Origin of the sequence: Cesiribacter sp. SM1, assembly GCF_020178975.1 — a bacterium.
Lineage (GTDB): Bacteria > Bacteroidota > Bacteroidia > Cytophagales > Cyclobacteriaceae > Cesiribacter.
The window spans coordinates 519,323-539,865 of the sequence record NZ_JAHXBU010000093.1 but is presented as its reverse complement, the minus strand read 5'-3'; the positions used below and the strand labels follow the sequence as shown (position 1 = coordinate 539,865).

At 46.3% G+C, this 20,543-nt stretch carries 14 protein-coding genes; 8 read left to right on the top strand and 6 right to left on the bottom strand.

Annotated elements, in window-relative coordinates; genetic code table 11:
• Window positions 1–9 precede the first annotated feature (9 nt).
• Window positions 10–798, bottom strand: coding sequence for a polysaccharide biosynthesis/export family protein (locus KWJ01_RS24120; protein WP_224999691.1), 789 nt, complete (start codon window positions 796–798; stop codon window positions 10–12).
• A 268-nt stretch (window positions 799–1,066) separates the two neighbouring features.
• Window positions 1,067–1,600 (bottom strand): UpxY family transcription antiterminator, encoded by a 534-nt coding sequence (locus tag KWJ01_RS24115; protein ID WP_224999690.1) that lies wholly within the window; start codon window positions 1,598–1,600, stop codon window positions 1,067–1,069.
• A gap of 1,340 nt (window positions 1,601–2,940) precedes the next feature.
• Between KWJ01_RS24115 and KWJ01_RS24110 the strand changes: the two genes are divergently transcribed.
• Both KWJ01_RS24110 and KWJ01_RS24105 read left to right on the top strand, forming a co-directional pair.
• Window positions 2,941–3,096, top strand: a complete 156-nt coding sequence (locus KWJ01_RS24110; RefSeq protein WP_224999689.1) for a hypothetical protein — start codon at window positions 2,941–2,943, stop codon at window positions 3,094–3,096.
• A gap of 246 nt (window positions 3,097–3,342) precedes the next feature.
• Window positions 3,343–4,644 carry a D-alanyl-D-alanine carboxypeptidase/D-alanyl-D-alanine-endopeptidase gene (locus KWJ01_RS24105; RefSeq protein ID WP_224999688.1) on the top strand — a complete coding sequence of 434 codons (1,302 nt, stop codon included), beginning with the start codon at window positions 3,343–3,345 and terminating at the stop codon, window positions 4,642–4,644.
• Window positions 4,645–4,811: 167 nt separating this feature from the next.
• Here the strand turns inward: KWJ01_RS24105 and KWJ01_RS24100 are convergent, their stop codons facing one another.
• Complete coding sequence (locus tag KWJ01_RS24100; RefSeq protein ID WP_224999687.1) at window positions 4,812–6,023, bottom strand: NlpC/P60 family protein; 1,212 nt, start codon at window positions 6,021–6,023, stop codon at window positions 4,812–4,814.
• Window positions 6,024–6,517: 494 nt separating this feature from the next.
• Here KWJ01_RS24100 and KWJ01_RS24095 point away from each other — a divergent pair, with 494 nt between their 5' ends.
• From KWJ01_RS24095 to KWJ01_RS24080, 4 genes are all read left to right on the top strand, one after another.
• Window positions 6,518–9,622 (top strand): SusC/RagA family TonB-linked outer membrane protein, encoded by a 3,105-nt coding sequence (locus KWJ01_RS24095; protein ID WP_224999686.1) that lies wholly within the window; start codon window positions 6,518–6,520, stop codon window positions 9,620–9,622.
• 15 nt (window positions 9,623–9,637) lie between these two features.
• Window positions 9,638–11,050 carry a SusD/RagB family nutrient-binding outer membrane lipoprotein gene (locus tag KWJ01_RS24090; protein WP_224999685.1) on the top strand — a complete coding sequence of 471 codons (1,413 nt, stop codon included), beginning with the start codon at window positions 9,638–9,640 and terminating at the stop codon, window positions 11,048–11,050.
• Window positions 11,051–11,189: 139 nt separating this feature from the next.
• Window positions 11,190–12,101, top strand: a complete 912-nt coding sequence (locus tag KWJ01_RS24085) for a serine hydrolase (protein ID WP_224999684.1) — start codon at window positions 11,190–11,192, stop codon at window positions 12,099–12,101.
• Between the two features lie 48 nt (window positions 12,102–12,149).
• Complete coding sequence (locus KWJ01_RS24080; RefSeq protein WP_224999683.1) at window positions 12,150–13,103, top strand: N-acetylmuramoyl-L-alanine amidase; 954 nt, start codon at window positions 12,150–12,152, stop codon at window positions 13,101–13,103.
• 28 nt (window positions 13,104–13,131) lie between these two features.
• Here the strand turns inward: KWJ01_RS24080 and KWJ01_RS24075 are convergent, their stop codons facing one another.
• On the bottom strand, window positions 13,132–14,796 hold the full coding sequence (locus KWJ01_RS24075; RefSeq protein ID WP_224999682.1) for an amidohydrolase family protein: 1,665 nt from the start codon (window positions 14,794–14,796) through the stop codon (window positions 13,132–13,134).
• A 299-nt stretch (window positions 14,797–15,095) separates the two neighbouring features.
• Here KWJ01_RS24075 and KWJ01_RS24070 point away from each other — a divergent pair, with 299 nt between their 5' ends.
• Entirely contained in the window at window positions 15,096–16,658 is a 1,563-nt protein-coding gene (locus KWJ01_RS24070; protein ID WP_224999681.1) for an amidohydrolase family protein, read from the top strand.
• A 103-nt stretch (window positions 16,659–16,761) separates the two neighbouring features.
• Window positions 16,762–17,781 carry a dipeptide epimerase gene (locus KWJ01_RS24065; RefSeq protein WP_224999680.1) on the top strand — a complete coding sequence of 340 codons (1,020 nt, stop codon included), beginning with the start codon at window positions 16,762–16,764 and terminating at the stop codon, window positions 17,779–17,781.
• Between the two features lie 55 nt (window positions 17,782–17,836).
• On the opposite strand, the gene KWJ01_RS24060 is transcribed toward KWJ01_RS24065, so the two are convergent.
• Together KWJ01_RS24060 and KWJ01_RS24055 are read right to left on the bottom strand one after the other, a co-directional pair.
• On the bottom strand, window positions 17,837–19,246 hold the full coding sequence (locus KWJ01_RS24060) for a Gfo/Idh/MocA family oxidoreductase (protein ID WP_224999679.1): 1,410 nt from the start codon (window positions 19,244–19,246) through the stop codon (window positions 17,837–17,839).
• Window positions 19,247–19,444: 198 nt separating this feature from the next.
• Window positions 19,445–20,497: a PmoA family protein gene (locus KWJ01_RS24055; protein WP_224999678.1), complete on the bottom strand. Its 1,053-nt coding sequence runs from the start codon at window positions 20,495–20,497 to the stop codon at window positions 19,445–19,447.
• Between the last annotated feature and the right edge of the window lie 46 nt (window positions 20,498–20,543).

Genomic DNA, 20,543 nt, shown 5'->3' with positions numbered 1-20,543 from the left:
CCTTTAAGCTTATAGGAATCTTGTCAATATTAGTGTGATGATTGAGACCACCGAAAGCCCAAGAGAAATGTTGCTTCTGGTTGTGCTGGCCTGCTCTGCCTTTGACCTTACGGCTTCTATATACAGCACATCGTTCTGTTTCAGAAAGAAATAAGGGGAGTCAAGCACATCGCTGTTGTTTAGATTCAGCCTGGTGACTTTGCGTACACCATCTTCGTGCCTGATGATCAGTACATTTTCTCTTTTACCAAAGGCAGTCATGTCGCCGGCCATACCAAGAGCCTCCAGTACGGTAATGTTTTCTGAGGGTATGGTAAATGTACCAGGCCGGTTAACTTCTCCTATTACTGTAATTCTGTAGTTGAGGTAACGGATGTTTACAATCGGGTCTTTCAGGTACTGCTTTAACTCTTGGGTAAGGTTAGCCTTTAGCTCAGACTTTGAAAGACCTCCTACCTTCAATCTTCCTAAAACAGGGAAATCTATATAGCCTTCTTTGTCTACCAGATAGCCCTCCTGGTAAACACCCGGGCTGCCATTGCTTGTAGCATTATGCACCGGCACAATTTCACCTCTGTTGAACAGCGTATTAGATTCGTAGTTAAGGCTGGTTACAGATATACTGATCAAATCATTTGGCTGAAACAATGGATCCGGCAGGTTAGTAACTTCTTCGGTGTAAACTCTCTTGTTATACAACATAGCTTCATCTTCCAGATCACTCAAATACGTAAGGTTTCTCTGCATGCAGGATCCCATTACCATCAGCACGAGTAGGTATATTATATTGACTTTCATTTTCATTTAGTAAGATTAGTCTTGAATGATGCTTTCCGTTTTGCTGAATAAACTGTAGCAGGACATACAATCTGTGTTGTTACCCTAACTGCATGCGCAACCCCACGCTGGTCCACATTTCCTGATGTTAGGCTATATCAGAACTAACATTTCGCCTGCTCCCTGCTTTGTGCCTGCTGACAAAAGAATTGAAGGAGCATCCTGTTGCAGTACCATTGTAAAGCAAAAAGCGGCGAAGCTTAACAGTGGGCAGTTTTTCAGCTACAGCCTAACACACTGCCAAATCTCTGCATGCAGTAAGTTCTTCTACTGTTAACTCTACATGAACGCAGTACCCAAGAGATTCAAAACGCAGCAGCAACCTGTCTTTTCCCCTGATCTGAACTACCTCTGCTATTATTCCTTTCAGAGGTCCGGAGCATACCTGTACTATGTCTCCTCTGGAAAAATTGTCATACTGCACTGTCAGATCCTGTGGTTTCGTCATCATCAGCTGCTTCAGAGAATTGATCTGTTCATCAGGAATAGCTGCAGGTTGTCCGTCGAACTTTACATAGCACACTGCGCCCTGGGTGTTTAGCACCTCGTAATGTTCTTTTTCTGTGATTCTTACAAACAGATAAGAAGGAATAAGCGGCAGCTCAATGATCTTTTTGCGATCTGTACGCTGACTGGCCGTTTTTTTTAGCGGCAGAAAGCACTCTACTTTTTTCTGGGTAAGCAAAGCCTGTAGTTTTTTTTCTGCCCTCGATCTGGTGTACACTGCGTACCAATTCGGATTTTGCTTAAAAAATGTATTCATTCCTGATTTATTGGAAAACACTTAAGGAAGATGTTTCTTAATTTTTATTCAGAAGAGCAGAAAAAAGGCATAGCTTCGCTCTTTAAGTTACACCTCATTTTTTTCAGTATAACTTCAAATGTGGGCACCATGTGTCTTGTTAGGATCTACTCCTAAAGCACATCCTTTAACCTTTTTGGTGATAAGCCTATCACTTCTGTAAAATGTTTCTTCGCCGGTATTGCTAATTTTTTAATTGGCCTGGAAAACATTCTTATCAATATCTTATGCTGTGCAGGCACAACACAGATATTCTATTTCAGAAAATTATAAATGGGAAGTATGCACAACGGTTTATGCAACAGATTGACTAGCAATTATAACTAAGAATAACCAGGGAGGAAGTGTGCAAAAAAAGAGTAGTCAGAAGATAGCAGTGAGCCTGCAGCTGGCATTCAGTACCTTCTTCAGCAGAACTGATCATCAATCCCTGTTCTGAAGATAGGTTCACTAATTTCCGGATACAGCTTCGCTCTTTCAGTTACCATTGGTTATGCTGTAACTTAGAACTTATTGCTGACGGCTCAGTCTGTAAAAAATCAGAGTGCTAAAAAAACTATTAATCAGTACCTGCTAAAGAAGTAGTATGGCGTAAACTACACTTATCCTTTTGAGGTAAAAAGTACGTTTGTTCCAACTTTCCTGATCCTGTACCAACATATTTAAGTACAGTTAGCAAGATTGGCCAGAACCATTAACTGAAGCTACAAGCCTCACCCATTACAGGTACAAACAATTGTAGCTTAAAACCCAGTGCCAGATGTGCTAAAACCTTTTCAGACTATTTACCTCAAAACGATACCCTGTAACAGCATCATCTACAGAAAGCTCAGGACAGGGAAACATTAATGCGTTGTTAAAAAGTTAAAAAGCTTCAGTCAAACATTAGAGGTGAAAAATTAACAGGTTAATGAACCTCATCACACATAATGTTACCGAAAGGCAAGCCTCTTTTAATTACCATTAACAGAGGAAGCACAATGTAAATTAAACTAGAAAAGATACCATAATCAACTTTCCTGGTTTAAAAATATTAGCTAGGCAAAAATAAATCTTGAAGAAGTCAAAATCACAGAGTTAGAGGTTTCATCCATAAATTCTATAAATGATCCCACAACAGATGTTAAATTAACAGGACTTTCAGTTTAATGCAATCCTAACTACTTAAATTTTTATTATTTTTTTTCTAAATCGTTATAATTCGCTCCCAACACACCTGACTGCTAACACTAAGAATTGCAGTTAACCAATGTTTGAACACAATTATTGAATACCACACGCCAATAAGTACATAAATTTCAATGACGCAAGCTTCTAAAGAAGAAGCCGGAACAGAAACGGTATCTTGTTTGAACCAGAACCATATTACCGAAGGGGCACTAAAATCGCTGTGCATTCAGTTAAGCTGGCAACCACCTGGCTATAACATTACTCCCGAGAAGTTTACTGCTCCTTAAAGTGCCGCCAAAGCCAAGCATGTGTTCCCTGGTTTATACTATTCCCTGGTTTATACTATATAGTATCCGGGTAATTCCGGAAGTCACAGGCTGATACTGAAATAGAAAAATACAGAAGGCAATAGGGGATAAAAGCTGGAAAACAAAATAAACACGAATAAATCAGGAGCAGACAGAGCCTAATTGCAGACCAATGCTTAAATTAAGCACCACTTATTTCTGAATTGTTCTGCCAGCCGATTCTATATGAAGAATACTTTTTTTCTGTTGCTCCTGTGCTGTTTTGTATCCTGCATGGGGACTAAAAGAGCAGCGCTGAAAAAATCATTTAAAAACTCCGATACTTTTGCCAAGGGCCACACCGGCTTTATGCTCTATGACCCCGAAAAGCAAAAAACTGTATACAGCAGCAACGAAGATCAATACTTTATACCCGCCTCCAACACCAAACTGTTTACCTTTTATGTAGCGCAGAAGATACTGGGAGATTCGGTTATTGGACTGAAATATACTGAGCGGGGGGATTCCCTGATATTCTGGGGTACCGGCGACCCCTCCTTTCTCCATGCAGACCTGAAGAGTTCTGCTGCTTATGATTTCCTGAAGAACCATCCCAAAGCGCTGTACTACGCCAACAACTTCGACCAGGTGGTAGCCCTGGGGCCTGGCTGGTCGTGGGACTGGTACAACTACTACTTTGCCACCGAACGATCCTCCTTCCCGGTATTTGGGAATGTGATCAGAATCAGTAAAGACCCTGCAGATACGGCATTCACCGTTTCTCCCTACCAGTTCAGAGATTACATAACAGAAGATACCACCCTGGCAACTCCCAGTTACCGCTTCAGCAGGCAGTTTCAGCGCAACTACTACACTTATTCCATCAAAGACCCTTCGCTGGAATTTGAAATCGACAGACCCTTTATCCTATCCGATAGTTTGGTGGTGAGGTTGCTGGAGGATACACTGCAGCGGCAGATCCAGCTAGTTCCCTTCAGGGACTACTACAGGCAGGCACCTCAAACCCTGAAAACCGTTGCCGCTGATTCGCTATACAAAAGAATGCTGCAAAACAGCGATAACTTTATAGCAGAACAGCTGCTGATATTAAGTTCAGATAAGCTTTTTGATTCCCTGGATATTGATGCGGTTATTAAATATGCGAAGAAGAATTTCCTGGCAGATCTGCCCGACGAACCACAGTGGGCAGATGGCTCCGGCCTCTCCAAACACAACCTGTTTACCCCCAGGAGTATTATTGCGCTGCTGCAAAAAATAGACCGGGAGTACCCCGATGAAAAGATACTGAACTACCTGCCAACAGGTGGAAAAACAGGCACCTTAAAAAACTCCTACAAAGCAGAGACTCCTTATGTACATGCCAAAACCGGCAGCTTAAGTAACGTTTCCTGTCTTAGCGGCTACCTGATTACTAAAAGCGGCAAAAAGCTTTACTTTAGCTTTATGCATAACAATTATGTAATTCCTGTTTCGGCCCTGCGAAGTGAAATGGAACGCATCCTGTGGCAGATACACAGCACTTATTAATGAGATGTTGCAAGCCGCAGTTGCATAAGTCCTGGCATCCGAAAAGCATACAGCTTCCAGGGGTTGCTAGATAAATACTTTAACAAAAACAGCCACAGATCTTTTTCTGTGGCTGTTTTTGTTATGAAGAACTTTGATGGGAAGCCTGGCAAGGTACTTTATCAGGCTTACTTAAAAATCGTGCTGTTGCTTAATTGTATCAGGCGCGGGTCGTTTTGCTGCAGGAGCCTTTTGGTGCGCAGGTAGCGGTTGTAGTTGTAGCGATCAAAATTCTCTGCGGTACTATCCACACTGCTGATGTGGACTTTACCGGCAGAGTGAATAAACTCATTGTTGCCAATCCACATGCCTACATGCACCACCCGCTCCGGGCTGGAGTCGGTAGCAGGCCTGCCGAAGAAAAGCAGGTCGCCGGGCAGCAGTTTACTAAAGTCTCTGGTGGCATCTACCAGCTCGCCGGTATGGATCTGCTGCGAGGCATCGCGCGGAATAACCATGCCATTGAGGAAATAAACGGTTTTGGTAAAGCCGCTGCAGTCTACGCCCTTAAAAGAGGTACCTCCCCACAGGTAGGGCAGGCCTTTGAAGGCAAAAGAGGTACTTACCAAAGAGCTTCCGCTTGGGTTAAGGGAGGCCAGCCATTCCTGGTAAGGGCGTGCATCATTTTTGGCTATCCAGGCCGTGGCACCATCGGGGTACTTCACGCCATAAAAGTCCCCTCCATCTTCTGATATTTCCAGGATACTGCCCATTACAAGGTCAGAAACCGTGGGAGCCGCAGCATCAGGGCGCTCATAAGAAAAACCGTAGGGCTTCAGGTAAATCAGCTTTTCTGCAGCATGCCATGCTGCAAAATCTTCTTCATTTAAAGTTACAAGCCCGCCATAATCAACCCATGCGAGGTAGTCGTCGGGTGTTTGCACCAGGTACCAGCCGTCGTCCTTCTTCAGCACCTTAAGCGGGGTACCCAGGGTTGCCTGGGTGGCAAGCTCTGCAGAATGCCGCGGGTTAGAGCGCAGGTTTGCTACCGATATGGTAACAAGGCCACGTACTTTTCCCTCCAGGTCTGCATGGGGCAGCATTTGTATGCTATCGATGTACGCCATCTTACGTGCATCCAGCTCAGACTTAAGGGCCGCTACAGCAGCCGGCAGGTTAGATTCCCCGCGCAGCACCAGCTGCTCTCCGGCTGCCGCTGCCTCCACATCAAAAAGGGCCACTCTTTTATCTGGTGCGTATGCTGCTTTAACAGCAGAAACAACTGCAGCAGCAGGATCAGTGTCTTTTTCTTTTTGAACCATAGTGGCATTCTCAGTGGCACACCCCAGCAGCAGCAGCAAGCCTACCGCAGTGTATTTTTTAAGTCTGAATACTTTCATGTGCTTTGACGATTACAATTAAGACAAAAAATCAGGTTCTGCTACGGAAGCCAAAGTAAAGGTCCGGTATAAATGATGTTAGATTTCTTCTGCTCCAGAAAGCCGCAGTCCCGGTAAATAGTTCCTGCAAAAGCTGCTCATATAAGATACTGAAGAGGCTTAACGGCTGTACTTCTTCCAGCACTTATCTCAATTGAACTAACATCTTACAATATATACTATTGATTTTGTAGCAAAAAAAACTTTACTTCAACAAACCCCCGCCCAGCTCCTTAACATCTTTCTTTGAACTAAGTAGCGCCAATATTATAAACATGGTACTATCAGAGCAACCATTATTTAATCTAAAAGTACTTTTTGTAGCTAATATTAGCTAAATTTTAATCTTTAAGTTTTTTGAAATTCAGGTGTATTGAAGCACTGTAATCAGGCTCCATTTTTCACCCATTCAACTTCTTTGACATGCGACTGTAAACTTTAAATACTAATCAGTTATGAGGAGAATTTTTACTGCTTTTGCCATTATTATGGCAGTCTTTCATTTTATGGAGGCACATGCTCAGGAAAGAACCATTTCCGGAAGGGTTATTTCTGCTGAGGATAACACTGGTTTGCCGGGTGTTAACATTCTTATTAAAGGCACCAGCGAGGGTACTGTTACTGATACAGAAGGAAAGTTTAGATTAAGCGTTCCTGACCAAAATGCCGTACTTGTATTTTCGTTTGTAGGCTTTGAAACACAGGAAGTTCAACCCCAAAACAGGGCTGTGATAAACATTACTTTAAGGCCTGATTACACTGAAATGGCCCAGGTTGTTGTTACTTCTTTTGGTATTGAGCAGGAGAAGAAGTCTTTGGGATATGCTGTTCAGGAACTTGGATCTGAAGAAATCACCAAAACCAAGCAGCAAAATGTTGTTAGTGCCCTGCAGGGCCAGGTAGCTGGTGTACAGGTTACCAATGCAGGTGGAGCACCCGGCCAGAGTGCCAGAATTATTATCCGGGGTGTAAACTCACTGGATCCCAGTGCGGATAATCAGCCCCTGTTTGTAGTAGATGGTGTTCCTATCGACAACTCCACCATAGAAGACAGCGACAGAACACCCCGTGGCTTAAGCAACAGGGCTGCCGATATCAACCCCAATGATATTGAATCGATGACTGTACTGAAAGGAGCAGCGGCCACCGCACTTTATGGTGTACGTGCTGCCAACGGAGCCGTTATCATCACAACCAAAAAGGGAAGAGCAGGTGCCGTAAGGGTTAATATAAACAGTACTGTAGGCTTTGAAGAAGTTAACCGCTATCCTAGGATTCAGGAGGTGTACGGACAGGGGTTTAGCGGACAGTACAACCCCAATGACTTCTGGCCCAGCTGGGGAGCACCTATCGCTGCCGTTGCAGATACCGTTCCCGGCTACCAGTTTGAAAATAACTGGGAGGATGCCATGAATACCGGCAGGCAGATTGATAATTCTGTAAGTGTTTCCGGAGGCAATGAGAATGCTACTTTTTATGGTTCCTTTAGCCGCTTGGATCAGAAAGGTATCATACCCTTCAGCGAATGGGACAGAAGCACGGCCAAACTATCAGGAGACATAAAGATCAGCGATCAGTTTAATTTCTCAGGTTCTGTTAACTATATCAACTCCGGTGGTAACAGGGTTCCGCATGATCGTTTTATGGAACGCATGGTTTATTGGGCTGCAACCCAGGATGTAACCGACTACATTAACCCTGATGGTACCATGAAGACCTATGGCAATACCAACCCTATTTATGATGCAAGGTTCAGTACCTTTCAGGATGATGTAAACCGCGTTATTGGTAACCTGATGCTGAATTACAAGCCAACCGAGTGGCTTAGCTTTACTTACAGGGTTGGTACAGACTACTACAGCGACAGCCGTACAGAAATAACACCAGGCCCTATGGGTATTGATGGTGAGTTACCTTTAAGTTCAATAGGCTTCATTCGTGAGACCAGGATAAACAGCAGGGACCTGAATTCTAACCTTTTCATGACCTTAAATAATGAATTCAGCGAAAAATTCCGCACTACCCTTAGGGTTGGCAATGACATATTTGAAAGGGACTACGAGCGGGTAGATGCTTATGGCGAAAATTTTGTAATCCCTAACTTTTATGATCTCAGTTATGCAAGCCAAATTTCTAACTCACAGGACAAAAGAAAAAGAAGGCTTGTAGGTTTATATGGCGATTTAATGCTGGATTACGACAACTTTCTGTTCCTTAACGTAACCGGCAGAAACGACTGGTCTTCTACCCTGCCTGAAGCAAATAACTCATTCTTTTATCCATCTGTAAACCTCGGCTTTGTTTTCAGCGAAGCATTCGATTTTCCCAGGTTCCTGTCGTTTGGCAAGCTTAGAGCCTCCTGGGCAAAGGTAGGTAAAGACACAGATCCTCATTTGCTTGGAGCAACCTATGCTGCATCTGATGTGTATCCACTTAATGGCCAGGTTGGCTTTTCGAGAGTAAGCAGGTTTGGTGATCCAGAGCTAAAACCAGAAGAAACCTATTCTGTAGAGTTTGGCACCAACCTCCAGTTCCTGTCTAACAGATTGGGTGTTGATTTTACCTGGTATAAGTCAAACAGTAGAAATCAGATCATACCAGTGCCAATTTCTGATGCCACCGGCTATTCGGTATATATCACCAATGCCGGAGAAATTGAAAACCGCGGGATAGAACTGATGCTCACCGGATCTCCGATCAGAAGCTCCGACTTTAGCTGGGACATTACTGTTAACCTCTCCAATAATAACAACACAGTAGTGAACATCCGGGAGGGTATTGACGAAATTGTGGTAGGAAGCCAGTTTGGTTATGTAGGCAGTACCGTTACCATGAAACTGGTTGAAGGTGAACCTTATGGAAATATTTACGGCAGCAGCTACCAAAGGTATTATCCCGATGGTACGCCCGAAAACCTGACACACCTGGATGCCGACAGACCACTGGTAATTGGCGCAAATGGTTTTCCCATTCGTAATGGAAATCAGCTGATCCTGGGGAATGCCATACCTAAATGGTTTGGAGGCGTAAGAAACACACTCAACTATAAAGGCCTGGATTTTTCTTTCCTGGTTGACTTCCGGGCCGATGTAGAACAGTACAACCAGTACGATAACTTCTTTTCGGCCTTTGGTATAGCAGAATATACCTTAGCCAGAAACGAGACCAGGGTGTTTAACGGTGTAACGGCAGAAGGAAGCCCAAACACACAAGAAGTATGGTTAGGACAGGGCGTTGGACCTGATGGCGTAGATTATGGAGCTGGTTATTACAGAAACCACTACAGAAGTGTAAGTGAAAACTTTGTGCACGATGCTTCTTTCATTAAGCTTAGAAATATTTCGCTTGGCTACAATCTTCAGCCGGGACTGTTAGATGCTACTCCCTTCAGATCTGCCAGAATTGCTGTTACTGCCAACAATATTATTTTGTACACACCATGGGATGGTTTCGATCCTGAATCTTTCAGCGCCGGTGCCGGTGGCAATGCTGTAGGCTTTACCGGTCTGGGGTACCCGGGCGTGCGTTCCTTGTTATTTACCTTAAATCTTGGCTTCTAATTATATAGATATCTTATGAAACGAATATATAAAAATGCTATCTACCTCGCCCTTCCCTGCCTGCTTGTAACCAGCGCCTGCGAAGACTTTTTAGATATAAACGATAATCCGAACAATCCTACAGAAGCCTCGGTAAGCGGCCTGTTAGTGAATTCTACTTTTGAAACTGCACAGAATACCTATAGGTTAGGAAGTATTACCTCTAATTACTTACAATACCTGGCATCTCCCAACCAGGGCAGTTCATCAGATATCATGGATGAGGTGAGCCATGACAATACCTGGCTTAACATGTACAATGCCATGACAGACCTAAGCGTGATGATTGAGCAGGCTGAAAGCAACGGTGCCAGTCATTACCAGGGGGCTGGGCAGATCCTGCAGGCACTTCACCTGGGCATGATGGTGGATGTGTGGGGAGATGTACCCTACAGTGAGGCCTTTAATTTTGAAACCCTCACGCCGGCATATGATGACGATCAGGCCCTTTATACAGAAGTTCTGTCGTTACTTGATGCAGGAATCAGTAATCTTTCTTCAGAAACAACCATATCCATGGGCAACGATGACTTTATTTACGGAGGAGACGTTGATAAGTGGATAAAATTTGGCAACATGCTGAAAGCACGTTATCTGAATCATTTGAGCAAAACCGCAGCCTACAATCCTACTGAAATTCTGGCAGCCGTAGACCAGGGCTTTGAGGGAAATGAAGATGATGCACAGGTGGTTTATTTTGAAGAAGAGTTTAACCCCTGGGCAAATGTAGCCATCAACAATGCAGATCTTGTGCTGGGTGGCTGGATCTCCGAGCAGTTTATACAGGCTACTGATGGCACCACCTTTGGTGTAGTTGATCCACGGCTTCCTTACATGGTAGGTGCTACTGACGATGGAGAGTATGTAGGCACAGTTAACGGTGCTGGCAGGGGTAATGCACCTGCAGCAGGTGCGCGCTCTACACTTGTAACCGGAGACTTTTATTCTTCAGAGCAATCTCCTGTGCTGATAGCCACCTATGCCGAGCAGAAGTTTATAGAAGCAGAAGCTGCTTTTACCGTTGATAAGGAGAGGTCTTACCAGGCGTACCTTGCCGGCATTCGTGCTCACATGCGGAAGTTAGGCGTGGCACAGGAAGCCATAGATGCTTACATCAATAACCCCCTGGTTAGCATGGGCATGGCTGATTTCACGATAGATGATATCTTCCGCGAAAAATATGTAGCCATGTTTTTACACCCCGAGGCCTGGGTAGATGCCCGAAGATACGATTATCAGTATGAAGGTTTTACCCTTCCAGAAAACGCCAACTCGGCACTGGGAGGAGAGTTTATCCGCCGCCTGGCCTATCCTGATTCAGAGGTAAGCCGCAATGGTAGAAATGTACCGGATGTAAGCTTAACAGACAGAATCTGGTGGGATGAGTAAACATCTCATTTAAATCCAAAAATAATTTGAATTTCCCGGTAGCTGCCGGGAAATTCTTTTTTTTCCAATCATCGCATATTATGCCCACTGTGTTTCAACTTGCGTTTACACTACCTGATTTACTAATAAGCCTCCTGTTATGGTAAAGCTCTTCTTCCTCCTTCTACTGATCCTGATCAATGTTAATGTAGCAACAGCCCAGCCATCTATGAAAAACACAGAAACATTGAAATCAGATATTGAATTACTTTTCGATGCTACCCCGGGTACGTTTGCCCTTGCATTCAAAGATCTTTCTGCCGCAGACCATCAATTGTTGATAAATGAGCGGGAGGCCTTTCATGCAGCCAGCACCATGAAAACACCCGTAATGATAGAGGTGTACAGGCAGGCTGCAGCCGGCAGGTTTTCACTTCAGGACTCGCTCCTGGTAAAAAATGAGTTTAAAAGCATTGTGGATGGCAGCCCCTACAGCATGGAAATTGGCCGGGACGACGGTGAGCACCTCTATGACAACATAGGCAAAAAGAGAAGTGTAAAAGAACTGGTGGTAGATATGATCATCTACAGCAGTAACCTGGCAACTAACATAGTGATAGAGCTGGTAGGAGCAGATGAGGTAAACAAAACCATGCGTTCGCTGGGGGCTAACGACATACAGGTATTGCGTGGTGTGGAAGACATGAAAGCCTATGATGCTGGCCTGAACAACAGCACCACAGCCTATGACCTTATGCGGATATTTGAAGCATTAGCCAGAGAAGAGGTGGTGAGCAAAAAGGACAGCCAGGAGATGGTTGAGATTCTTTTGCAGCAAACGCACAAAGATGTAATTCCTGTTTTGCTTCCTGCAGCGGTTAAAGTAGCCAATAAAACCGGCTTTATCAGCGGCGTGCACCACGATTCTGCGATTGTATACCTGCCAGATGGCAGAAAATACGTTTTGGTACTGCTATCAAAGCAACTGCAAGATGCTGAAGCCGGTAAAAAAATGCTCTCGCAGGTTTCGCGCCTGGTCTATGACCATATGATGAAAAAGCATAGCTACTAAGGCTGCATTCCTTTACATCTGAAAACCTCCAAAAACCTTCTTTTCCTAATGAAGTATTATGGTGTTCTGACATTTTTCTTGCTGCTGGCAGCAGTACTCTCCCTAATTTCCTGCTCCCGAAATCCCTATGCAGCTACTAATAGAGCGCATAAAAAACAGGTAAGAGCCTACATACGATCGCTAAAAGACCTGCCACTTAAAAATGCACAGGAAGATTCCATTCTGCAGGGAGATTACTGGGTTGGCACCACTAACTTTAATCTGCGTAAGCCAAACTATGTTGTGATTCATTACACAGCGCAGGAATCCACAGAGCATACGCTTAACACCTTTACAGAACCAGCAACAAGTGTAAGTTCACACTATGTAATCGGGGGCGATGGGAAAGTATACCAGATGTTGAACGATTATTTCAGGGCATGGCATGGTGGCGCAGGCAAATGGGGCAACACAACAGATCTCAATTCAGGTTCTATCGGTATAGAGCTTGATAATAACGGTACAGAGCCTTTCGAAGAAGCACAAATACAGAGCCTGCTCAGGCTGCTGGCCAGGCTGAAAAAAGCATACAGCATCCCGGCCGGGAATTTCATAGGCCATTCTGATATTGCACCTACCCGCAAAGTGGATCCAGGTCCGCTCTTTCCCTGGAAAAGGCTGGCAGAGCAGGGGTACGGGCTCTGGCCCTATAAAGATTACTTCGCTGAAGCCCTAAGCCAGGATAGTGCCCTGGTGGTACAAAGTATTGCGCTTTTGAGTAACATCCCAATGCCTGCAGGTGAACAGATAACGGATAATGATGCACTGAGAGAAATACTTAGCAAAAGAATAGTGGATGCTATAGCTGTAGAAGAAGCCCTACGCATCATTGGCTATGATATAAGCGATATAGGTGCAGCAGTAAGAGCCTTTAAACTTCATTACATCCAGAAAGATGTTCATGCCCCTCTTACGGATGAGGATAAAATAGTGCTTTACAATGTTTATAAGCGGAGTTTGTGAGTGCTGTTGTTTTGTGGAGCTACCAGCCTCATTTCTCCTTTTTGTACCCCGGCCCTCTCACCACCATGCCAGGTGTAGCCCCGGTATGTGAGCCATCTTTCAGCACCTGCCTGCCATTTACAAATACATGCAGCATACCAGTTGCATACTGATGCGGGTTTTCGAAAGTAGCCTTATCCTCCACCTGGGCCGGATCAAAGACCAGAACATCGGCGTAGTAGCCGGGCGCAAGTCTCCCGCGGTCCTTAATTTTAAGCTTCCCTGCAGGTAGTGAGGTCATTTTCATTACTGCTTCTTCTAAAGAAATCAGTTTCTTATCCCGGACGTACCTGCCAAGTAAACGCGAGAAATTTCCATAGGTGCGCGGATGCGTGCTGGATTCCAGCCGCTTGCCCTCTGCGGCTACTGATCCGGCATCGGAGCCAAAGCTCATGTATGGAAGCCTGATCTTCTTTTCCACGTTTTCTTCAGACATCAGGAAGTAAATAGCATCAATGTCTCCGCCATTGGCCAGGATAAGATCTATGATCAGTTCAGCAGGATCTGCATTTCTGCTGGTGGCAATTTCTGCCAGCGTTTTTCCTACCAGGTGATTCAGTGAATCTGTATCGAACCCAACCAGCATAATATTATCCGGAGAGCCGGCCATCTGGTAAAAATTCTCCCAGGCATTTGAGGAGCTGTTCACCTCCTCTAACACTTTTTGCCTGATCTCTGGAGACCGAAGTCTTTTTAGCCACTCCTCTTTGCCGCCCTCCTGCACCCAGGGAGGCAGGGTAGCATCCAAGCCTGTAGAGGCCGCCGGATAAGTGTACATATTAGCAGAAACAGAAAGACCTGCTGCACGTGCAGAATCTATTTTTTGCACCACCAGGTCCAGCTTGTGCCAGTTGTTTTTACCGGCTGCTTTCAAATGGTAGATTTCGGCATCGATCTTTGCCCTATCTGCGATGGTCATAAACTCATCTACAGCCTCCAGAAAGCTATTTCCCTCGCTTCGCAAATGAGAGATGTACATGCCATCATACTCTGCTGCGGCCTGAGCCAGCGCAACCAGTTCCTCTGTATCGGCATAAAATGCAGGCGGATAAATAAGCGAGGTGCCCAGGCCCATAGCACCCTCCTGCATGGCCTGCCGCACCAGTTCCTGCATCTGCTTCAACTCTGCCGGGCTTGGCTTACGGTCATCATAACCCAGCACATGGATTCTTACGGTGGTGGCGCCTACAAAAGAAGCTACATTGGTAGAAACCCCTTTCTGAACCAGGTAGTCCAGGTACTCCCCCAGCGAAGTCCATTGTGCATCTTTCATCTCCTGCTTCATACTGCTGCTCAAAGGCCCCATCGAAGAGCCCTCTCCAAACACCTCCAATGTTACGCCCTGCTTAATATCGCTCATAGACCTGCCATCGCTCAGCAGCGGCCTGTTTGCCCAGCTTAGCATATTGATAAACCCGGGACTTACAGCTAAGCCGGCAGCATCTATCTTAGTCTTCGCCGTAGCTTTGGAAAGGTCTCCAATGGCCATTATCTTGTTTCCCTTAATAGCCAGGTCGGAGCTGTAAGCAGGCAAACCACTTCCATCATAAATGTTGCCGTTACTGATGATAACATCATAAGCAGGTCTGCAGGAGGTAAAGCCTGCACAAAGCAGCAGTATGTAAAGAAAAATTGAATGATGGTTGATGCGCATTAACTTCAGGAGAAAAAAATTGCAGGAAGTAATTAATAAGCTTAATATAACCAGGCAGTTCCAGAATTCTAAATTGTTTACACGAACAGATGGGCATATTTTTTCCAAGCTTGTGTGAGCTAAAATCTACTTCTTCGGTAATTGTACTAACTTATTGGCATCCCAGGTAACACAGGAGATTTGTTGAAAAAGACCTGCATAGTAGGAAATGGAGTTTGCCTGGCGCTTTTTACAAAACTGGATGAGCTGTTGCTGCTGTATTTTTATATCCAGCTCTAATTTTAGACTGATCACCAAAGATGACACAACTCCCTAAGATAGTACTACTGCACCCCTTAAGCTGCCTGCTGCTGCTGTGGACCATAAGTGCCTGTACGCCGCAGAAAACAGCCACAGCCTACGACCTATTGATTACACAGGCTACTGTTGTAGATGGAACAGGCGAAGCGCCTTATGTAGCAAATGTGGTGATCAGTGGCGATTCTATTGTCCTGATAGACCATGACACCACAGCTGCTTATTTGGCTAAAGAAACCATCAATGCTCAGGGGCTGGTCCTGAGTCCGGGCTTTATCGATACCCACGCCCATGGAGACCCGCTCAAAACCCCCGACTTCAAAAACTTTCTTTCCATGGGGGTTACTACCATTTCCTTAGGACAGGATGGTTTCAGCCCCGAGCATGAAAACCCGGAGGTATGGATGGATTCTGTGAGCGCCATTAAACCCGGAACCAACATTGCCCTCTTTGCCGGCCATAACACTTTAAGATTGCTGTCAGGTACGGGCTATACCACTACCCCCTCTGCCGAAAATATAGCTGCCATGGAAAGGCTGCTGCATCAGGCCATAGAAGCGGGCTGCTTTGGCCTGACTACCGGACTGGAATATACCCCAGGCTACTATGCCGACAGCGCAGAGCTGAACCAGCTTGCCAGGGTGGCAGGTGCCCGGGGAGGCATCATCATGAGCCACATGAGAAACGAAGACGATTCGGTGGTAGACCAATCCATTCGGGAGTTGCTGGCTCAGGGAAAATACTGCCCCGTCCACATCTCGCACATTAAAGTAGTGTATGGTAAAGGAAGCGCGCGTGCCGCCGAAATACTGCAGCTGATGGATAGTGCAAGAAGCAGCGGCATACAGCTAACCGCCGATTTATATCCCTACACTGCCAGCTACACCGGCATTGCCATCCTGTTTCCCGACTGGGCAAAAAAGCCTAACAATTACCAGCAGGTGCTAAGCAGCAGAAGAGCCGAACTGAGCCAGTTTCTTGTAAAGAAGATCTGGAAGCGCAATGGCCCCGAGGCGACCCTCATTGGGTCAGGACCTTACAAAGGAAAAACCCTTGCCCAGATTTCTGCTGAAACCAACAAGCCTTTTGAGGAGGTGCTTATCGATGACATTGGCCCCTATGGTGCGAGCGGTGCCTATTTTATTATGGATAGCGCCCTTCAGGATGCCTTTTTAACAGATCCCCACATCATGATCTCTACCGATGGTAGCCCCACCATGAACCACCCCAGGGGCTACGGCACCTTTGCCAAAGTGATTGAAAGCTATGTAGTGGAAAAAAACTTACTAAGCCTGCAGGAGGCTGTCAGGAAAATGAGCGGACTCCCCGCCCAGACCCTTGGCCTTACCGACCGTGGCCTGATCAGGGAAGGTTACAAAGCAGATATACTCCTCTTCGATCCCAAAGCCATCCGGGAGCGTGCTACCTACGAAGATCCCTACCAGCTGGCTTCCGGCTTCCAGTATGTAGTTGTAAATGGAAAAGTTATAAAGCGGGGCGAAAACTTTACCCCCGAAAGAGCCGGCAGAATGTTGAAAAAGAATGCGCAAAACAATGCCCGCTAAGCCGGCTGAAGCTTTTTTATGGTAGTGTTCGTACTGATACCGGCATGCAAAACTTCAGCAAAAATCTTATCTTTCAAATGAAAAAAGCCTTTTCTGCTGCTCTATGAAACTTACCATCCGCTCATTTGAACTTCCGCTCAGGCATACCTTCAGAATAGCCTATGATGCCCGCGACGTACAGCTAACGCTTATCGTAGAACTGCAGGAGGGAGAACATAAAGGCTGGGGCGAAGCCACCCGTAACCCTTACTATGGCTATACCATCAGCAGCATGACGGAAGCCCTGGAAAACATCCGCCCACAAATTGAAAATACTGAGCTAAGCAGCCCCGAAGCGTACTGGTCTAAAATGCAGCCGCTGCTGCAGGACAATCCCTTTGCGCTCTGCGCCTTAGACATGGCTGCCAACGATCTGTGGGGAAAAATGCACAGAAAGCCTCTCTATAAGCTGTGGGGACTGGAAGCTAAAAACATGCCCCTTACCAATTACACCATTGGTATTGATACGGTAGAGAACATGGTGAAAAAGCTTCAGGAAGTTCCATGGCCCCTGTACAAGATCAAGCTGGGTACACCTGATGATGTAGCCATTGTAAAAGCCCTGCGCCAGCACACCGATGCTATCTTCCGGGTAGATGCCAACGGCGCCTGGGGCGTGGCAGAAACTATTGAAAACGCCAAACTGCTCAGGCCGCTGGGTGTGGAGTTTATAGAGCAGCCCATGCCTGCCAGTGCCCGGGAGGAGATGAAAGAGGTGTACCAACATTCGGTACTACCGCTTGTTGCTGATGAGAGCTGCATCACAGAAGAGGATGTGGCAAAATGTTCAGGCCATTTTCATGGTGTTAACATAAAGCTGATGAAGTGCGGTGGCCTTACACCCGCCCGCCGTATGATTGCCGAGGCCAAACAGCTAGGCATGAAAGTAATGGTAGGCTGCATGACAGAATCTACCATAGGCATCTCGGGCATTGCCCAACTGCTGCCCCTGCTGGATTATGTGGATATGGATGGCCCCCTGCTGCTAAGCAAAGACATTGCCACGGGTGTGAGCATTCAAACTGGAAAGATAAGCTACAGCACCGTAAACGGCACAGGCGCCACCCTGCTGGCCGATGTTTAGTAAATACAAAATTCAGAGATATCCCGGGCCTGGTGTGCCCGGGAATCCTGTGCTACTACGACATTCTTGCAATATGCGGCTTAATAGAGGTTAGGTCTGATATTTTTACCGGCTTGCCAGATTCTATGCTCTTGCGGGCGGCAATGCCGATCAGAATTGCCATGGCCCCGTCTCTTGATCCTGCTGAGTGTTTAAGTGGATCTTCCATCTCGGGGTTTCTGAATATTTTATTTTGCAGGCGCACATCGCCCCCGCCATGGCCGGCACCCGTCATGGGTATCTTGATCAGCTCATGATCACCAAAGTTATCTGCCACGATGATTTCCTCATAATTGGCATTTTCCTTCTCGCCACCCTGCGACATCTCCCTGGCATGTAGTTCGGCCTGGCTAAGCTTTTCTTCCTTTCTCCAGGGAATACCATCCCAGGCATCTATTCTGCCATCCATACCGTTAAAGGCAATGCGCATGCCCTCATAGGGCGAGTAAGTGGTAAGCGAGTAGTTTACCTGCACATTATTGGCATATTTAATCTGCACCCCCATCTTGTCATAGATATCAATCTCCGGCCGCCACACACAGTTATCGCGGATGTAGCCATCGTGCTCCTCATGGGCTACGTACAGCTTCATGTTCATCTCGTCTTTGGTAATGTCGTAGTAGAACCGGCACTTGTCTTTGTGCGGGCAGGTACGGCATTTATCGCCCCTGAAGGCTGTATGATTGGCACCATAATGCTCCAGCGCACCTGTAGCATATACTTCTACCGGATCAGAATCGAGCCACCAGTTGAGCAGATCAAAGTGGTGACTAGCTTTGTGCACCAGCAGGGTGCCGCTTTTGTCCCTTAGCCCATGCCATCTCCTGAAATAAGAAGCACCATGGTAGGTATTCAGGTACCAGCCAAAATCTACTGAAGTGATTTTACCCACACGGGCCTGGCTAAGCAGTTCTTTAATCTTTGTATAGTGTGGATTAAAGCGGTAGTTAAAGCCTACTATAACCTTTTTGCCGCTCTTCTTTTCAGCATCCAGTATGCGCTGGCATTTTTCCTCATCGGTGGTCATGGGTTTTTCGGTGATCACATCCACCCCCATTTCCAGCCCTTTTACCACAAACTCATCGTGGGTAGAGTCTACGGTTGTTACAATAAGCATATCGGGCTTGGTGCGCTGCATCATTTCCTCAAAGTTTGTGAAGGTGGGGCACCTGGCACCAATAAACTGCTTGCCAAACGCAAGCCGGCCGGGGTTAATATCACACAGGCCTACAAACTCGACTTTATCGCTATACTGCTCTACCAGGTTACGCCCCCAGAAGGTGTTGCCCCTGATGCCGGTTCCGACCAGGGCAATTCGCTTTTTAGCACCAGCATCCTGCATTTGCGCAATCGATTGCACTGGATTGACAAAAAAAGATCCTGCTAGAACTGCTCCAGTATGGCTGATAAAATCTCTTCTTTTCATTTTTCTGATGTTTAAGGTAAAGGGTAGACGCTTAAATAAATATGATAAATAAAATCCGGATTTACTACTGCCTCACGATGCTTCTGCAATGGCAGGCAAATTGGGCTATTTGTACTGCAGCATGCTGCCTGTTCATTGCCGCTACACCATCTATACTGCAGGTAAACAACTGGTTGTCTCATGGCTTTTCACCTCGCACTACTGGTACTGTTGGGCAAATGCTGTAGCATAGCTGTTCAGCACACTATCAGTTAATTGCCCTCCCTCCTGTATAATAATCCGGTACCTGAAGGTTGCCGACGCTCCGGGCTCGAGTGTAAAGTTCTGCTCCTCCTCTCCGCCGCCCATGGCTTTGCGGGCAAAGTTGTTGGCTGCAAACAGGCCATAGCCACGGGCATGCCAGTGCGCCGGATGCCCGGGATTAGCTACATGATCAATGATGGCAATGGTTACTTCTTTTCCCTCCAGTATGCCATCGAGCCGCACCCACTGGTTGCGGGTGCCCCATACGGCATCACCCTCCAGTCCGCTGCTGCCCCTGTACTTTCCTGTAACCCCATTGTTGTTCACCTGCCTGAGCTTAGCAGGCCTTCCGCTGGCATCTGTCAGCAATACGGCTTCTGTATCTGGCTGCGCCATTTCCCGTGCCACCCTGATGCCCAGCATGCCTTCTTTGTTGTCCCGGAAAAACACCTGCTCTTCCAGGGCTGTTAAAGTGCTTATCCTATCAATAATGCGGGCATCTTCGGTGGCAGTAAAAACAAAGCGGGCTGTTTCCGCTAAGAGGGGCTCATGCCGGGGTGTTAGCCAGTCCATGCGCACCTGCAGCTCCGCCCCGGAGCCGCCGGCAAGGCTTACAATTTCCCGGTGCCGGATTAAACCCATGTGCTGCAGCCGCTCCCCTTTTACTGAATCAGAGTTATTCCAGAAATCAAGCCCGTTTACATCGCCAAAATTAAACCACAGCCCTGCCTGGTGCGGATGATCCACCCGCTCCCCTGCCCGTGGTGCTAAAGGAAAACCCCTGGTAACCTCCATACCCGAGCTGGACTTTAGAGGATAGAGGATTGGTTTTTTGAGGCTTTCTCCATAGAGGTAAGCCGTAAAGAGCGCTCCGTCTACCCGTACCTCTACTTTTTTACGCTGCTCATCATGCAACAGGGAAATAGCAGGCATAGTAGTTTCATTCTCTACAGTAGTTGCAGAATCATGGCTGGCAGTTTGCCTGCCACAGGCTACCAGGAGGAGCAAGACTGCCGGCAGCACCCAACAGCTATTCTCTTTTCTTATTCTTCTT

Bases quoted from the DNA above. Each gene is read 5' to 3' on its own strand.
- KWJ01_RS24120 (WP_224999691.1), bottom strand. From the start codon at position 798: ATGAAAGTCAATATAATATACCTACTCGTGCTGATGGTAATGGGATCC.
- KWJ01_RS24115 (WP_224999690.1), bottom strand. From the start codon at position 1,600: ATGAATACATTTTTTAAGCAAAATCCGAATTGGTACGCAGTGTACACC.
- KWJ01_RS24110 (WP_224999689.1), top strand. From the start codon at position 2,941: ATGACGCAAGCTTCTAAAGAAGAAGCCGGAACAGAAACGGTATCTTGT.
- KWJ01_RS24105 (WP_224999688.1), top strand. From the start codon at position 3,343: ATGAAGAATACTTTTTTTCTGTTGCTCCTGTGCTGTTTTGTATCCTGC.
- KWJ01_RS24100 (WP_224999687.1), bottom strand. From the start codon at position 6,023: ATGAAAGTATTCAGACTTAAAAAATACACTGCGGTAGGCTTGCTGCTG.
- KWJ01_RS24095 (WP_224999686.1), top strand. From the start codon at position 6,518: ATGAGGAGAATTTTTACTGCTTTTGCCATTATTATGGCAGTCTTTCAT.
- KWJ01_RS24090 (WP_224999685.1), top strand. From the start codon at position 9,638: ATGAAACGAATATATAAAAATGCTATCTACCTCGCCCTTCCCTGCCTG.
- KWJ01_RS24085 (WP_224999684.1), top strand. From the start codon at position 11,190: ATGGTAAAGCTCTTCTTCCTCCTTCTACTGATCCTGATCAATGTTAAT.
- KWJ01_RS24080 (WP_224999683.1), top strand. From the start codon at position 12,150: ATGAAGTATTATGGTGTTCTGACATTTTTCTTGCTGCTGGCAGCAGTA.
- KWJ01_RS24075 (WP_224999682.1), bottom strand. From the start codon at position 14,796: ATGCGCATCAACCATCATTCAATTTTTCTTTACATACTGCTGCTTTGT.
- KWJ01_RS24070 (WP_224999681.1), top strand. From the start codon at position 15,096: ATGACACAACTCCCTAAGATAGTACTACTGCACCCCTTAAGCTGCCTG.
- KWJ01_RS24065 (WP_224999680.1), top strand. From the start codon at position 16,762: ATGAAACTTACCATCCGCTCATTTGAACTTCCGCTCAGGCATACCTTC.
- KWJ01_RS24060 (WP_224999679.1), bottom strand. From the start codon at position 19,246: ATGAAAAGAAGAGATTTTATCAGCCATACTGGAGCAGTTCTAGCAGGA.